The sequence below is a fragment of the Phyllobacterium myrsinacearum genome (assembly GCF_014138285.1).
Classification (GTDB): Bacteria; Pseudomonadota; Alphaproteobacteria; order Rhizobiales; family Rhizobiaceae; genus Phyllobacterium; species Phyllobacterium myrsinacearum_A.
On record NZ_JACGXN010000003.1, the window covers coordinates 1 to 15,906 of the forward strand.

General features: G+C 54.2%; 15 protein-coding genes. 10 read left to right on the forward strand and 5 right to left on the reverse strand.

The genetic code is table 11. The features are described 5' to 3' along the window. The first annotated feature begins 258 nt into the window (after positions 1-258). Positions 259-1,176 (forward strand): glycosyltransferase family 2 protein, encoded by a 918-nt coding sequence (locus FHW16_RS12335; RefSeq protein ID WP_182549520.1) that lies wholly within the window; start codon positions 259-261, stop codon positions 1,174-1,176. After that, entirely contained in the window at positions 1,169-1,993 is an 825-nt protein-coding gene (locus tag FHW16_RS12340) for a glycosyltransferase family 2 protein (RefSeq protein ID WP_182549521.1), read from the forward strand. Before FHW16_RS12335 ends, FHW16_RS12340 begins: the two co-directional genes overlap by 8 nt. A gap of 29 nt (positions 1,994-2,022) precedes the next feature. On the opposite strand, the gene FHW16_RS12345 is transcribed toward FHW16_RS12340, so the two are convergent. Beyond that, positions 2,023-3,351 carry an MFS transporter gene (locus FHW16_RS12345; protein ID WP_182549522.1) on the reverse strand — a complete coding sequence of 443 codons (1,329 nt, stop codon included), beginning with the start codon at positions 3,349-3,351 and terminating at the stop codon, positions 2,023-2,025. A 188-nt stretch (positions 3,352-3,539) separates the two neighbouring features. On the opposite strand from FHW16_RS12345, the gene cyoA reads away from it, so the two are divergent. The 7 genes from cyoA (at position 3,540) to FHW16_RS12380 (ending at position 10,406) form a co-directional block, all read left to right on the forward strand. Continuing rightward, entirely contained in the window at positions 3,540-4,688 is a 1,149-nt protein-coding gene (gene cyoA / locus FHW16_RS12350; protein ID WP_432652027.1) for a ubiquinol oxidase subunit II, read from the forward strand. A gap of 16 nt (positions 4,689-4,704) precedes the next feature. Continuing rightward, positions 4,705-6,711, forward strand: coding sequence for a cytochrome o ubiquinol oxidase subunit I (gene cyoB / locus FHW16_RS12355; RefSeq protein ID WP_182549524.1), 2,007 nt, complete (start codon positions 4,705-4,707; stop codon positions 6,709-6,711). Beyond that, positions 6,708-7,343, forward strand: a complete 636-nt coding sequence (cyoC, locus tag FHW16_RS12360; protein ID WP_182549525.1) for a cytochrome o ubiquinol oxidase subunit III — start codon at positions 6,708-6,710, stop codon at positions 7,341-7,343. Before cyoB ends, cyoC begins: the two co-directional genes overlap by 4 nt. Continuing rightward, complete coding sequence (cyoD, locus tag FHW16_RS12365; protein ID WP_182549526.1) at positions 7,340-7,714, forward strand: cytochrome o ubiquinol oxidase subunit IV; 375 nt, start codon at positions 7,340-7,342, stop codon at positions 7,712-7,714. The genes cyoC and cyoD overlap by 4 nt, the downstream gene beginning before the upstream one ends. 26 nt (positions 7,715-7,740) lie before the next feature. Then, a complete protein-coding gene (locus FHW16_RS12370) occupies positions 7,741-8,511 on the forward strand; it encodes an SURF1 family protein (RefSeq protein WP_182549527.1) in 771 nt (256 codons plus the stop codon). A gap of 64 nt (positions 8,512-8,575) precedes the next feature. Continuing rightward, complete coding sequence (locus FHW16_RS12375) at positions 8,576-9,883, forward strand: ATP-binding protein (protein ID WP_246711767.1); 1,308 nt, start codon at positions 8,576-8,578, stop codon at positions 9,881-9,883. Continuing rightward, complete coding sequence (locus FHW16_RS12380) at positions 9,873-10,406, forward strand: response regulator transcription factor (RefSeq protein WP_182549528.1); 534 nt, start codon at positions 9,873-9,875, stop codon at positions 10,404-10,406. Before FHW16_RS12375 ends, FHW16_RS12380 begins: the two co-directional genes overlap by 11 nt. A gap of 18 nt (positions 10,407-10,424) precedes the next feature. On the opposite strand, the gene FHW16_RS12385 is transcribed toward FHW16_RS12380, so the two are convergent. The 4 genes from FHW16_RS12385 to FHW16_RS12400 form a co-directional block, all read right to left on the reverse strand. After that, positions 10,425-11,285 carry an aspartyl/asparaginyl beta-hydroxylase domain-containing protein gene (locus FHW16_RS12385; protein WP_182549529.1) on the reverse strand — a complete coding sequence of 287 codons (861 nt, stop codon included), beginning with the start codon at positions 11,283-11,285 and terminating at the stop codon, positions 10,425-10,427. 269 nt (positions 11,286-11,554) lie between these two features. Further along, positions 11,555-12,118 (reverse strand): methylated-DNA--[protein]-cysteine S-methyltransferase, encoded by a 564-nt coding sequence (locus FHW16_RS12390; RefSeq protein ID WP_182549530.1) that lies wholly within the window; start codon positions 12,116-12,118, stop codon positions 11,555-11,557. Between the two features lie 104 nt (positions 12,119-12,222). Then, positions 12,223-13,800, reverse strand: a complete 1,578-nt coding sequence (locus FHW16_RS12395; protein ID WP_182549531.1) for a DHA2 family efflux MFS transporter permease subunit — start codon at positions 13,798-13,800, stop codon at positions 12,223-12,225. 22 nt (positions 13,801-13,822) lie between these two features. Further along, positions 13,823-15,013, reverse strand: coding sequence for an HlyD family secretion protein (locus tag FHW16_RS12400; RefSeq protein ID WP_182549532.1), 1,191 nt, complete (start codon positions 15,011-15,013; stop codon positions 13,823-13,825). Between the two features lie 166 nt (positions 15,014-15,179). Between FHW16_RS12400 and FHW16_RS12405 the strand changes: the two genes are divergently transcribed. Next, entirely contained in the window at positions 15,180-15,905 is a 726-nt protein-coding gene (locus FHW16_RS12405) for a TetR/AcrR family transcriptional regulator C-terminal domain-containing protein (protein ID WP_182549533.1), read from the forward strand. The last annotated feature ends 1 nt before the right edge of the window (position 15,906 follow it).

The following is a 15,906-nucleotide window of genomic DNA, read 5'->3' on the forward strand; positions in this document are numbered from 1 at the left end:
CACTTCCTTATGTCAATGCTAAAAGTCGAGTAGCGATATGATGTTTTAAGTAGCCGCCGTTGATTTCACTTAAAAATGGCGAAATGCGGTTCATCTATCATTGTGCCAGACATTTGGCGAGAACAGAAAGACAAGTCAACCAAAACGCACTAGAAAAGCGATGCAACCAGAATACATAACCTCAAGCAACTTAATGATTTTACATCATAATTCCGGTTGATAACTATACACTTAATGCCAGGCAAGACGGACCCCTGAATGCAAACCGAACAGCAATCTGAAGTCAGCGCGATTATCGTGACCTACAATCCGGATGTAACCGGCCTCGGGAAGCTTTTAACTGCGATAGGTCCTCAAGTTTCCCACGTCATAATAGTCGACAACGGCTCAAAAACGAATGTGGGTCAGTGGCTCGCAGAGCAAAATGTAAAAACTGAATTTGTCGCGCTGGGCTCCAACTATGGCATTGCAAAAGCGCAGAATGTGGGAATTGACCGGGCAGGCGAAAACGGTTCGGATTTCATCCTGCTGCTTGACCAGGACAGTGTACCGGCGCCTAATATGGCGACTACATTGCTCGCTGCCGCAAGGGCCCAGATCGCTAGGGGGATCAAACTTGCATGTGTCGGGCCCCGCTATGAAGATTCGCGCCAGAACAACCCTCCCCCATTTATAAAAATTGAAGGGTTTCGCCTCCAGCGTCAAACCTGTGCTTCAGCCGACTCGGTTGTCGACGTCGACTATCTGATCGCCTCGGGTTCTCTTATTCCCATGACAACAATCGAAGACGTTGGCGGAATGAAGGAGGAACTGTTTATCGATTATGTGGATATCGAGTGGGGTTTACGGGCGCAACACAAGGGCTATCGCTCTTTTGGCGTTTGTGCTGCTGAAATGCAGCACGATCTCGGCGACAAACCAGTAAAGTTTCGTGGACGGTACATTCCCGTCCATAGCCCACTACGGCACTATTACCATTTCAGAAATGCGGTATGGCTTTATCGGCAATCCTGGCCCCGTGCCAACTGGAAGGTCGTCGATGCGATACGCCTCGTGCGGAAATTCGTGTTCTACAGCTTTTTTACCACACCTAGACTTGAGCACGCCCGGATGATGACAACGGGTATATTTCACGGCTTGCTGGGACGGATGGGAAAGAAATCCGACAATGATTGAACAGAAAGCGCCTGACGCTCATCCGGATTACGAGCTTACAATCGGCATTGTAATTTTTAAGCCTGATCGAACCATGCTCGCCAAGACGCTCCAAAGTCTTCAAAGGGCCGTTAACGAGGTAACTCCCCTTCGCGCCAAGCTCTATATTATCGACAATTCACCGGAGCCCTCAGACGACGGGTTGAAAGAGCTATTGCCGGACCTGCCGCTTCAGGTCATTGCGGGGCATGGCAATGTCGGTTTTGGAGCAGCCAACAATATGGTCTTGGGTATGGCGGGGAAATTCCACCTTGTCCTCAATCCTGACGTGGAAATGGAGCCGGATGCCCTGAAACAGGCATTGGCATTCATGACCGACACTCCGTCCACCGGGCTGATCACACCAAGAGCGTTCAATCCGGACGGGAGTACCCAGTATCTTTGCAAGCGATATCCCGCAATCTTCGACCTGCTTCTCCGTGGCTTTGCGCCAAGGAGCATCAAGGCTCTGTTTCGCCAGCGCCTTGACCGGTACGAAATGCACGATCAGATTGCTGATACCCCTTTCTGGGATCCCCCTATTGTCAGCGGATGTTTCATGTTCTTCCGCGGTGACGTTTACAGACAATTGGGTGGTTTTGATCCGCGCTACCTGCTCTATTTCGAAGATTTTGATATATCCCTGCGAGCCGGCAAAATAGCCCGCATTGCCTATGTACCGGCAGTCAAGATCGTACATGAAGGTGGTAATGCTGCCAGCAAGGGCCTCTGGCACATCCGCCAGTTTGCCCGCTCGGCATTCATATTCTACACAACCCACCCGCTGAAGCTCTTCTAATCTGCCGGTCAAACCCGGCAGATCGGTTGCTATTTGTCACGCCCGTCAATCTGGCGGTTTATGGCCAGCGCAATGAGCGTGCATGCTGCTCCGGACAGAAGATAGCCTCCGCTTGCAATAAGCCCAAAGCGACTCGAGAGGATCAAAGCGACGAGTGGGGCAAACCCGGCGCCAAACAGCCACGCAAGATCGGTTGTCAGTGCAGACCCGGTATAACGGTATCTTCTGGAAAAATTCGACGCGACGGAGCCGGATGACTGGCCGAACGACAAGCCGAGAAGCAGGAAACCGAAAACCATGAAGAGTATTTCGCCGACATCGCCACCATCGAGCAACTGAGGTGCAAATCCGCTGAACACCGCAATTGCTATGGCCGTGGCTATAAGCAAACGGCTTCGCCCGACGCGATCAGCTATATTTCCGGAAGCGAAAATCGCCACGACACCCACTGCCGCGCCAATTGTCTCGATCATGAGGAAGCGGGCAGGTCCTTGGTCTGTGAAGAGAAAGACCCACGACAAGGGAAACACCGTAACCATATGGAAGAGGGCAAAGCTGGCCAAAGGGGCAAAGGCACCGATAACGACATGGCGTCCTTCTGCCCGTAATGTGTCGCTGACAGTCGTCGGCTGCAATTCCCTGCGTTGAAAGAGTTCGGAATATTGCTCGGTTACAACCATACGCAGACGGGCAAAAAGCGCCACCACGTTGATTGCAAAGGCAACGAAAAATGGATAGCGCCAGCCCCACTCCAGGAAATCCTGTGCGGAAAGGTGAGAAACAAAAAATGCAAACAGGCTGGCAGCAACCATCAATCCGAGCGGAGCGCCAAGTTGCGGAATCATGGCGTACCAGCCACGGCGGCGTTCCGGTGCATTCAGCGCGAGAAGTGCCGCTAGCCCGTCCCATTCGCCGCCCAGAGCCAATCCCTGACCAAGACGGAAGAGCGCGAGCAGCAGTGCAGATACCCATCCCACCTGCTCATACCCTGGCAAAAAGGCGATCGCTACGGTCGAACTTCCCAGCAGAAACAGGGTGATAGTGAGCTTTACACCACGACCGTAGGTGCGGTCGATAGCCATGAAAATCACGGTACCCAGCGGACGCGCGATGAATGCCAGCGCGAAAATCGCAAAGGAATAGAGCGTGCCGGTCAGCGGATCCACATAGGGAAAGACGAGCTTCGGGAAGACCAGTACGGACGCGATGGCATAAACGAAAAAGTCGAAGAACTCTGACGTACGCCCGATGATAACACCAATGGCGATTTCGCCCACGTTGACGTCTTCATGACCATGCAGGCCTTTCACGTCACGTCCGTGCGGCGTCGATGAGGGCACCCCTATTTCTGCGCTCATATTCCGTTGCGCTCCTCAATCCTGAATTCGCAGCTGCTTTCGTCAAGCCGCATTCACGGCTTATGCTAGCATCTCCTTTATCATTGTGACACATTAGGGAAGGATTGGGCAAATTGTCCAATGTCACTTTGAATGGGGTGCCGCTACGGATGGCGTAAATTAGCGCCGTTATCATGACAGGAACGACCTTGAAACGTTTTCTTGCCGTCGCCATACTTCCGTTTCTTACCATGCTGACCGCATGTAATGCTGTCGTCATGAGCCCGTCTGGCGACGTGGCTGCACAGCAGCGGGACCTTATCGTCATCTCGACCATTCTGATGTTGATCATTATTGTGCCCGTCATGATGCTGACGGTATTTTTTGCATGGCGTTACCGTCAGTCCAATACCGAAGCCCGCTACGAGCCCGACTGGGATCACTCGACGCAACTTGAGCTGATCATCTGGGCCGCCCCCTTGCTCATTATCATCTGTCTTGGTGCGCTGACATGGATGGGCACACACTTGCTCGATCCCTATCGCCCGCTGGATCGCATCGCGCCCGGCAAACTCGTCGACAAACAGATCAAGCCTCTGCAGGTCGAAGTCGTCGCGCTCGACTGGAAATGGCTGTTCATCTACCCGGAATATGGTGTCGCCACCGTCAATGAACTGGCTGCTCCGGTCGACAGGCCAATTGATTTTCGCCTGACATCATCGGCGGTCATGAACTCGTTCTACATTCCGGCTCTTGCAGGGCAGATCTACACCATGCCGGGCATGCAGACGAAACTCAGCGCCGTGATCAATCATCCCGGCACCTTTGAAGGGTTTTCGGCAAACTACAGCGGTGCGGGTTTCTCGGGTATGAAATTTGCCTTCCTTGGTCTGTCTGACGCCGACTTTGACAAGTGGATGACCGATGTGAAGTCGCAGGGCGATAAGCTGGATCGCAATGCCTATCTTGAACTTGAGCGACCCAGTGAAAACGAGCCTGCGCGCCGTTATGGCAGCGTCGAAACGCAGCTCTTCACCGCCGTGCTCAATCGCTGCGTCGAGCTTGGCAAAATGTGCATGGACGAGATGAGCTCGATCGATGCCAAAGGCGGGCTCGGACTTGCCGGCATCAACAATGTCCACCCGCTTGAGTATGACAAATATACACGGCGCGGTGCCATTTTTGCTCCGCCGGCAACCTACGTCGCTCGGATATGCACGACGGAAGAAGAAGAAAGAATGCGTGCAAGCGGACAGCCGCTGCTGTCGCCGCGCGATACGTCACCAATACTCGGAGCCGGACTGCCGCGCCCATCTGCCCCACTGTTCGGCGTACAACGCCGTCCATCGAATTCCTGAACGGATTGAGTCCGATATGTTTGATAATCCCGATCTTCTCAAAGCGGTCTTCGGCCGACTGACCCTGGAATCCTTCCCCTATCACGAACCGATCCTGGTCGGCACATTTGCCATGGTTGCCCTTGGCGGTTTGGCGCTGGTGGGAATTCTGACTTATTACCGCCTCTGGGGTTATCTCTGGCGTGAATGGTTCACCAGCATCGATCACAAGCGCATCGGCATCATGTATATGATCCTCGGTATCGTGATGCTGCTGCGCGGCTTTTCTGACGCTATCATGATGCGTCTGCAGCAGGCGATCGCTTTTGGAGGATCGGAGGGTTATCTGCCAGCCCACCATTATGACCAGGTGTTCACCGCCCATGGCGTGATCATGATCTTCTTCGTCGCCATGCCCCTGGTCACCGGTCTGATGAACTTTGTCGTTCCGCTGCAGATCGGCGCGCGCGATGTGTCCTTCCCGTTCCTGAACAACTTCAGTTTCTGGATGACAACAGCCGGCGCAATCCTTGTCATGATGTCCCTGTTTGTCGGAGAATTTGCCAAGACCGGCTGGCTGGCTTATCCGCCACTTTCCAATATCGGATACAGTCCTGATGTCGGGGTGGACTATTACATTTGGGCGTTGCAGATCGCGGGTATCGGTACGTTATTGTCCGGCGTCAATCTGGTGGCAACCATCGTCAAGATGCGTGCACCTGGCATGACCATGATGAAGCTGCCGGTCTTTACCTGGACAGCCCTTTGCACCAACGTGCTGATCGTGGCCGCGTTCCCTGTATTGACCGCCGTTCTCGCCCTTCTCAGCCTTGACCGCTACGTCGGCACCAACTTCTTCACCAATGATTTTGGTGGCAATCCGATGATGTATGTGAACCTCATCTGGATCTGGGGCCATCCGGAGGTCTACATCCTCATTCTGCCAGCTTTCGGCATCTTTTCCGAAGTCACCTCCACATTCTCCGGCAAACGCCTGTTCGGCTACACCTCCATGGTCTATGCCACGGTCGTTATCACCATTCTTGCCTATCTCGTCTGGCTGCACCACTTCTTCACCATGGGTTCCGGCGCAAGCGTGAACTCGTTCTTCGGCATCACGACGATGATCATATCGATCCCGACCGGGGCCAAGATATTCAACTGGCTCTTCACCATGTATCGCGGACGCATCCGGTTTGAATTGCCGATGATGTGGACGATTGCCTTCATGCTCACCTTCGTTATCGGCGGCATGACGGGTGTGTTGCTTGCCGTTCCCCCGGCGGACTTCGTCCTGCACAACAGCCTGTTCCTCGTGGCACATTTCCACAACGTCATCATCGGCGGCGTGTTGTTCGGCCTCTTTGCCGGTATCAGTTACTGGTTCCCCAAGGCGTTCGGTTTCAAGCTGGATCCATTCTGGGGCAAGATGTCGTTCTGGTTCTGGGTCATTGGTTTCTACTTCGCCTTCATGCCGCTCTATGTGCTCGGCCTGATGGGCGTGACCCGGCGCTTGCGTGTGTTCAATGATCCGTCGCTGCAAATCTGGTTTGTAATTGCGGCTTTCGGAGCGGTCTTGATCGCCATCGGTATTCTATCCTTCCTCATCCAGATCTATGTCAGCATACGCAATCGCGACAAACTCGCCGATCTGACGGGCGATCCCTGGGATGGCCGTACACTGGAATGGTCGACATCATCCCCGCCGCCGGCCTATAACTTCGCGTTCACGCCTGTCGTACATGACCTCGATGCATGGCACGACATGAAGAGACGCGGTTACATACGTCCAGTCGACGGTTTCAAACCTATTCACATGCCCAGCAATACCGGCACAGGTATCATCCTTGCGGTCTTAAGCATCATCTTCGGCTTTGCCATGATCTGGTACATCTGGTGGCTGGCTGCTTTCAGTTTCGTCGCTCTGCTTGCCGTAACAATCGGGCACACTTTCAACTACAAGCGCGATTTTCACATACCGGCTGAAGAAGTTGTCCGTACGGAAGGTGAGCGGACAGCGCTCCTCGCAGGAGCAGCACAATGAGTTCACCAGCATCTGCAGTGCACGAGAACGGCACGGTTCCAACGTTCTACGTGGTTGACGAACATGATCATGCCGAAGGCGGCAGCACCATGTTCGGCTTCTGGATTTACCTGATGAGCGACTGCCTCATCTTCGCCGTGCTGTTTGCAACCTATGGTGTTCTTGGCGGCAATTATGCAGCCGGTCCATCGCCCAAGGATCTTTTCGATCTGCCGCTCGTGGCGGTCAATACGTCGATGCTGCTCTTCTCGTCCATCACCTATGGTTTTGCCATGTTGACCATGGACAAGGGGCGGATCGGCGCAACGCAGGCTTGGCTTGGTTTGACCGGCCTCTTCGGTCTGGCATTTCTGGGTATCGAGCTCTATGAGTTCGCGCACATGATCCACGAGGGTGCGACGCCGCAGCGAAGTGCCTTCCTGTCATCGTTCTTTACACTCGTCGGAACGCATGGACTGCATGTTACCGTCGGTCTCACCTGGTTGGTCACCCTGATGGTTCAAGTCAAGCGCTATGGCCTTATCCAGGCAAACAAGCGCCGCTTGATGTGTCTGAGCATGTTCTGGCACTTCCTTGACGTCATCTGGATCGGCGTCTTCACTTTTGTTTATCTGATGGGAATGTTGCGATGACACCAGCACACACGGATGATCACGGCCACGCGGAAGATGATGGGCACGCTCATGGTTCGCTTCGTTCCTATCTGATCGGTTTTGGCCTTTCGGTCGTCCTCACCGCCATCCCGTTCTGGCTTGTCATGAGCGGTGTTCTTGACTCGAAACAGGTGACGGCACTGGCGATCATGGCCTTGGCCGTGGTCCAGATCTTTGTGCATATGGTGTTTTTCCTGCACATGAATGTTCGTTCGGAAAATGGCTGGACGATGATGGCGCTGATTTTCACGCTTGTGCTCGTCGTCATCACACTGACCGGGTCACTGTGGGTCATGTACCACCTGAATACCAATATGATGCCCGGCCATGACATGAACCAGATACCGTGACGGCAGATTAGCCCAAGGATGGCGCAATGGATGATGCTGGCAAGACCGCAAGCATGCGGCCCACGGCTCTCTGGCGACTAGCTGTCTTCGCTCTTGCGGCTGTTTTGGGTATCGTTCTGCTGTGCGGCCTTGGCATCTGGCAGCTGGAGCGGCGCATCTGGAAACTGGACCTGATCAAGCGTGTTGAACAACGGGTCAGCGCACCGGCAAGTTCTGCACCTGGACCGGATGCATGGCCCTCCATAGGCGATCAGGATACCTATCGTCATGTCCGTGTCAGCGGACATTTTCTGCGAAACCATGATACGCTTGTCAAAGCTGTGACTGAACGTGGCAGCGGATTCTGGGTAATGAGTCCATTTCGAACCAATGACGGCTTTGTCGTCCTGATCAATCGCGGATTTGTGCCCGATGGCACGGCGGAGAGCGCCTGGCGGGATAACAATGCTGAAGGCAAAACCATGGAGTTGACCGGCCTTTTGCGCGTGACCGAACCTCAAGGTGGCTTTCTCAGGCGCAATGATCCCGGCGCCGACCGCTGGTTTTCCCGAGATGTCGAAGTAATCGCAGCGGCAAAATCTCTGGGCGACGTCGCGCCTTATTTCATAGATGCCGACGCAAATCCCAAATCACAGCAACCGCCGATCGGAGGATTGACGGTCATCCGTTTTGCGAACAATCATCTGGTTTATGCCATAACATGGTTTGCACTCGCGCTCATGTTGGCCGCGGCTTCGATTTATGTTGGACGATATGAGTGGCAAGCCCGTAAAACCATCCGATTGAATCGGGTCTGATATGTTGAACCCAGAGGCGAACCGAGTGGATTCGAAACAGATCAGCCAAATTGAAGATGGCCTGATGGCGGGGCTCCGGCCAGCAGCGCCGCCAGCTGACTACACCGCCAACTGGAAGAACATGAACCTGTTGATCCAGCTGCGCTGGATCGCCGTCGTCGGACAGGTCGTCACAATTGCCGTTGTGCATGAATGGCTCAATCTCGAGTTGCCGCTGCTTCCCATGTTTCTGGTTCTGGCTGGTTTGATAGGGTTGAACCTTGCCAGCATCGTTTGGCTGCGTAACGACAAGATCACAACACAGGCTTCCCTCTTCATTGTTCTTGTACTCGACGTTGCAGCGCTGACGGCACAGCTTTATTTGAGTGGCGGAGCAACCAATCCGTTCATTTTTCTGTATCTGCTGCAGGTGACACTCAGCGCTGTCCTGCTCGATGCGCGTTTGACCTCGGCAATTGTTGCCATTGCCGGTATCAGTTTTGCCGGCCTGACAACGTTCTATGAACCCATAATACTGCCCGGTCAGGGCCCCGACGAACTTTTTCGCCTTCACATCATCGGCATGCTTATCTGTTTCGTGCTGGATGCCGCATTGCTGGTTGTCTTTGTTGCCCGCATCAATCGCAATCTGCGCGAACGCGATGCCAATCTCGCCGCCATGAAACAACATGCAGCCGAAGAGGACCACATTGTTCGCATGGGCTTGCTTGCATCCGGCGCGGCGCATGAGCTTGGCACGCCCCTTTCCTCTCTCTCCGTGATCCTCGGGGATTGGCGACGGGTTCCGGCCCTTGCCGCAGATCCCGATCTCGTGCAGGAAATTGACGAAATGCAGGCAGAGGTACAACGCTGCAAGGCAATCGTAACGGGCATTCTGCTTGCCGCAGGCGAAGCGCGCGGCGAAGCTCCCACCGTGACGACCGTCAATGCCTTCCTTGATGAACTTGTCGCCGAGTGGCGGGGGGCCCGATCCGCAACAACCCTTTCGTACGGAAATGCGTTCGGGCTGAACCTCACAATTGTTTCTGATTCAGCGCTGAAGCAGGTCATCTTCAACGTTCTCGACAATGCGTTCGATGCATCCCCGGGCTGGGTCGGGTTTCTGGCGGAACGCGAGGGGGATATGCTCGTGTTGCGCGTCAACGATGCAGGCCCCGGTTTCCAGCCGGATATCCTTGCAAAATTTGGCAAACCCTATCAGTCAAGCAAAGGCCGCCTCGGCGGTGGTCTCGGGCTATTTCTTGTCGTCAATGCCGTTCGCAAACTGGGTGGCGCCGTACATGCGCGCAACTTGCCGCAGGGCGGAGCGTCTGTGACATTGGAGCTGCCACTGGCTTCACTCGCTATCGGGGTGCACGATCATGGCAAGTGAACGGCTGCTGATTATTGTCGAAGATGACACGGCGTTTGCCCGAACCCTGAAACGCTCCTTTGAACGGCGCGAATACAACGTGGTTCTCGCCGGCGGTCTTGAAGAGGTCCAAGAGATCCTGAAGACTCGGTCTCCTCACTATGCGATCGTCGATCTGAAACTTGCCGGGGCCTCTGGCCTGACTTGTGTCGAAGCACTCCACAAGCACGATCCGGAAATGCTTATCGTCGTGTTGACCGGCTTCGCCAGTATCGCAACCGCCGTGGAAGCAATCAAGCTTGGTGCTTGTCATTACCTGGCCAAGCCGTCCAATTCCGATGACATTGAAGCCGCTTTCAGCAAGGCCGCGGGCAACACCCAGATTGACCTGACGGCCCGCCCAACTTCCATCAAGACGCTGGAATGGGAACGCATTCACCAGATGCTAGTCGAAACAGACTTCAATATCTCGGAAGCGGCGCGGCGGCTTGGCATGCATCGCCGAACCCTCGCCCGCAAGCTTGAAAAGCGCCGGGTCAACTGACTCAGCGCCTTTGGTCATTTAGCGACCCGGCTGGTTTCGGAGCTTTTCTGCTTCCGCATAAAAGCGCTTTTCCCATTCCTTGTGGTTATCGAGCCCTTCCCGAATAAACGGCGTGAATACCGCCAGATTCATCAGTGACCAGTTGACGAAATTGGCCGGGAATCTCGTTGGCTTCACAAAGTCGACGAAAAGCACGACACGCGTCTTGTCCGTATGGTTCCAGGCTTCATGCTCATAGGCATCGTCGAATATGAGCGCCTTACCCTCATGCCAATGGCAAATCTGGTCCTTCACACGAATGGCCAGCCTGTCCGACTGTTCCGGGACAATCATACCCACATGGAGACGAAGGACACCGTTATAGGGTCCGCGGTGGGGCGGCAGATGTTTGCCGGGCTCGAAAATCGAAAACATGGCCGTCTTCAGATTTGGAATCTTTTGTACCGCTGCCCATGTGTTGGGACAGGCCAGAATATTCTGTTCCGATTTGACACCAAAACCGATCAGAAAGAACGTCTTCCAGTTCTTGTCTGTCGAGATCGTTTTTACATCGGTGGAGATATCCTGGAACGCAGGCAGTTCGCTCTGGCGGAGGAGGACATGATCAAGCTCCTTGCGGATTTCCGGCCAAGCTTTTTCTATCTCACTCGACCATGGAAATGTAGCGTTGTCATAAACCGGAGGGTTACCAAACTTGGCATATTTCAGATTGAGCCCCTCGGCCCAGGACACAATGCTCATGAAGAAACGGGTGACCCGGCTGGCACGCTCCATGGGAGCAATTCCAGCAGTCTCAAAAGACTGTTTCGCTTCTCCTGCCTGCAATTTTCCCGAATCCGATTCTTTCAAAGTTCCGTCAGCCACGATAATCCCAATCATTCATTGTCTTTACCAAACAGCACGTCCACGATCGAAATAACAAATGGAATGGGCGGTGCCGGCAACAGTGTTCATACAGCGCGCCAGACCCAATATCGTCAGAGATACCGGCGTGCGCTTCAACTTCAGATTATACAATCTGTAAGGACTTTCTAGGGCGGACAGCAAAAATTGAGAAGCCAACTCAACTCTTTCACACGCTTTTTGCAGCGCTACAGGCACAGCATGCATCACTTCATCGTGTCTTTTCAGCTCTGCGAAAAGTCCGCTTAAAATCCCAGGGATTGCTGTGCCGGTTCTGGCGGTCCAAGATGGACTCCTTCCAGTTCGAGCATCCGGACTTTGGAAGACGATCCGCCAGGAGCCGAGAAACCACCGACTTTGCCTCCTGCCGCCAACACCCGATGGCATGGGATGATCAGTGCGACAGGATTCTTTGCCATGGCCTGACCGACATCGCGCGCAGCCTCCGGTCCGGCACCAAGTTGCTTGGCCAATCCGCCATAGGTAACCGTATGGCCCCAGCCAACGCGCCGAACGGCATCGTATATCCGTTTGAAAAACTCATCCTGCCCGTCAAGATCAAGCTTAATATCGGTAAAGTCGATCTGTTCACCTCTGAAATAGCGCTTTACCGCTGCAACCGCTTCGCCAATTTCCGCTGTGGGAGCCACACGTTCGGCGACTGGCAAACGCCTCAGCAAGAGCCGTTCTGTACCTTCCGCAGTCTTTGTCGGCAGTTGGAAGCGTGTGACACCACGACTGTTCCAGGCAATTCCGCAAAAGCCGCCCTCGGTTTCAAAGACATGATAGTTGTGCACTGTCTGACCCATGACATGGTCTCCATCTTTCACTTGTCATGAACATCATACTGACAGACCTCGAATACAACCCGTTTCTTGCATCGCGTGAAAGCAACTGCCAATCCATGACACACCTAATGGGCAGGGGCACCACTCGCCTGGCCTTTCTTGGTCAAAAGGACAAAGAACGCAGCAATGATCAGCATGGCCCCCAGAACAACAAACGTATCGCTGTAACCCATGATAAGCGATTGCTTCTTTACAGTCTGGCCTAGTGCAATGATTGCCTGTTCACGCGCAGCGACGGGATCCGTGACGCCGTGGGCCATGAAATAAGCCGTCATCTGATCAAGCCTGGCACGGACGGTTTCGCTGAACAGATTGACTGAGCTTCCAATGGTATTGGAATGGAACTGCTCCCGCTTGGTGACGATCGTGGCCAGCATTGCCGTGCCAAACGCACCGCCAAGGTTTCGCAGCATATTGAAAACACCAGAGGCGGCAGCGGACTCGTTACGGGCAACGCCGACCATCGCGATGGCAGTCAGGGGCGCCATAACCACAGCCTGTCCGATGGCACGAACGATATTGGGAACCCAGAGCTGATCACCGGAATAATTGGCTGACATGTGAACATTCATGAAGCAACTGCCGCCGAACACACACAAGCCAAGAAACACAATGATCCGCGTATCAAATCGACCCATCAGCATGGGAACAAAGGGAATGATCAAGAGCTGAGGCAAACCGGTCCAGGCCATCACAGAACCAATCTGTTCGGAATTGTAGCCTTGAACCTGGCCGAGATATTGCGGCAGCAGATACACGGATCCATAGAGGCCGAACCCGACGAGCATATTTGCGACGGTGCCAAGGCCGAAATTACGCCGCTTCAGGAGACGCAAATTAACGGCCGGGTTTTTCACGGTCAGCTCGATCCAGACAAACAGAGCCAGGAACACTACAGCGATGATTGTGAGGCGGACAATGAATGGCGAACCCAACCAATCATTCTTGTTGCCTTCTTCAAGCACGGTCTGAAGCGCCCCAAGACCAATGGCCATGGCTAAAATACCAAACCAGTCGCCTTCCCTCAACAGGCCAAGATTCATGGGCTGGCGCTCGAGATTGAGATAGAGCGCGGTAACCATAAAGGCGCCGGGGACAAGGTTGATAAAGAATATGTACTGCCAACCATAATTCTCGGTCAGATAACCACCAATCGTCGGGCCGATCGCTGGTGCAAATGTTGCAGTGATTGCGAAGAGAGCCATGCCGACAGAATGCTGGGATCGCGGCAGCTTGGTCAGGATCAATGTGAACGCCATCGGGATCAACACACCGCCCGTAAAACCCTGTATGGCGCGCAAGATGATCATCTCTTCGAGGTTGCGCGCGAAGGCACAAGCCACCGAAAAAGCCAGAAACAGCAGGGCATTGACCAGTAGAAACCGACGGAAGGAAAAAACCCGGCTGAGGTAATCGGTCAGGGGGATAACAATGATTTCGCCGATGAGATACGCCGTCGATATCCATGCGCCATTGTCGACGCCCGTGCCGATACCGCCCTCGATATTGAGCAGCGACGCATTGGTAATCTGGATATTCAAGACGGCCATGAACGCGCCAATCAGGCCCGCGAAGACTGTGATCCATGTCTTCAAACTTGCGGGACGTTCCTGATCGGCAACTGGTACTGCGGCAGCGGACATTTTTTTCGTCCTGTATGGTTTGCTAGTTGCTGGCCTTGAAGCAGGCAGACTCGCCGCAATCGGCCGCGCTGCCCGAGTCCTTGATGTTGATCGTCGGTGTCACGGACATACCGGGGCGCAGCAATCCGGCGAGCTTGCTGTCATTATCGAGCACGATTTTGACCGGGATACGCTGCACAATCTTGGTGAAATTACCCGTCGCATTGTCTGGCGGCAGCAGTGCAAACTCCTGGCCGCTGGCAGGCGCGATGCTATCGACACGTCCCTTCAAGGCGACGCCCGGAAATGTATCGACGACGATATCGACGAGCTGTCCCTTTTTCACATCCGTGAGCTGCGTTTCCTTGAAGTTGGCAGTGACATAAACATTATCGACCGGAACCACGGCCATGAGCTGTGTACCGGACTGAACATATTGCCCGACACGCAGGGTACGGTTGCCGACAACGCCTTCAACCGGTGAAACAATCGTGGTGTAGCTCAAATTGAGCTCGGCCTGATCCTGAACCGCTTTGTCATGCGCAAGCGCAGCGTTTGCCTTGGCAAGTTGCGCCTGAAGCACGCCGATCTGTTTCTGGGCCGAAACGACAGCCCCTTCGTCACGCTGGAGGGTCGCTTTGGCAATATCCAGCTTGGAAACCGCCTGCTGGGCATTTTGGACACTGCCAGCACCCTGGGTTGCAAGGGCGCCGTAACGGTCATTATCCTGCTGGGCAAACCTCAAACTGGCCTGATCTACGGACACGGTGGACTGCGCCTGGGCAATCGCAGCCTGCTGCTGATCGATGCTTGCCATAGTGTTTTCAATATCGGCCTGTGCGGCAGCAACATCGGCTTTGGCCTGATCAAGTGCAACCACATAGTCACGATCGTCTATTTTTGCGAGCGGCTGATTAGCCTCAACGGTCTGATTGTCGGTTACGAGCACTTCCCGCAGATATCCTGAGACTTTCGGGGAAACGATTGTGGAATCAGCCTTTACATAGGCATCGTCTGTCGATTCCTGAAAACGGCCAATCGTCCAATAGTGCCAACCGAATTCGGCACTCAACCCGACAACCACAACAGCAGCGCCGATCATCAATAACCGGCGGATGTTACGCGGGCGCGGCTTTTGCTGCTCCGTCGCGCCGTCCTGCTGCACCGACATAGCCTCGTCGGCACTCATTGTTTTTTCAATCTTCAGCTCGAGTGGTTGCGTGTTTTTGGTCATGGCGAATGCCCTAAGTTGAGGAACTAGATCGGCACGGTTCGTTGGGAGAACTCGGGTCGGTGATAAATAAGGAACCCATTAGTTCCCTAATTATGTCTGGACAATTCCGATTGCAAGACAGAAAATGCTCAAGCAACTATTTTTGAAGACCGAAAGCAGAACACTGGTGACAAAACCGACGGACACACGCGATATTGATGAAGATCAGGACGACAAAATGGGAGAAATCAAACGTCCGAGGGGCCGGCCACAGAACCGGTCGGACGCCGATACCCGTCATCTGATCCTGCAAACTGCGACTCAGGTTCTGCTGGAGAACGGCTATACGGCAACCCGTATGGAAACTGTGGCGAGGCAAGCTGGTGTTGCCAAACGGACGATCTATCGCTTCTGGACGACAAAATCAGAGCTTCTGGCCGCCATTGTTGCAGAGCGAAGTGAAAAACTCGCCGAAAGGGTTGATGATTTCCTTCACACCATCCACCCTGAGTCGCTTGACAAATTGGGGTTGAAACATGCGCTGGAGCATATCCTGAGCGAATTCGCCCACCTCGTTCTCTCCGACCAGACGGTGGCATTCTATCGCCTTGTAACGGCAGAGGCGCTCAATTTTCCCGAGGTGGCCAGAGCCTTCTACCGTGAAGGTCCAGCACGCAGCTCCGCGATGGTTGCGCGGTTTCTGGAGCAGCAACAGAAACGCGGACTGATCAGGCTTGACGACCCGGCAATGGCCGCGTCCATGCTGCTCAGCATGGTGACAGCGGACCCTTTCCGTAGCGCGACATTGGGACTCATCAGCGTTCCCGAGGACAGGGAAATCGAGGAGCGTGTTACCCTGGCTGCCGCGCTGTTTCTCGAAGGATGCAGCACGGGATCAACAGGCAAAGAATAAC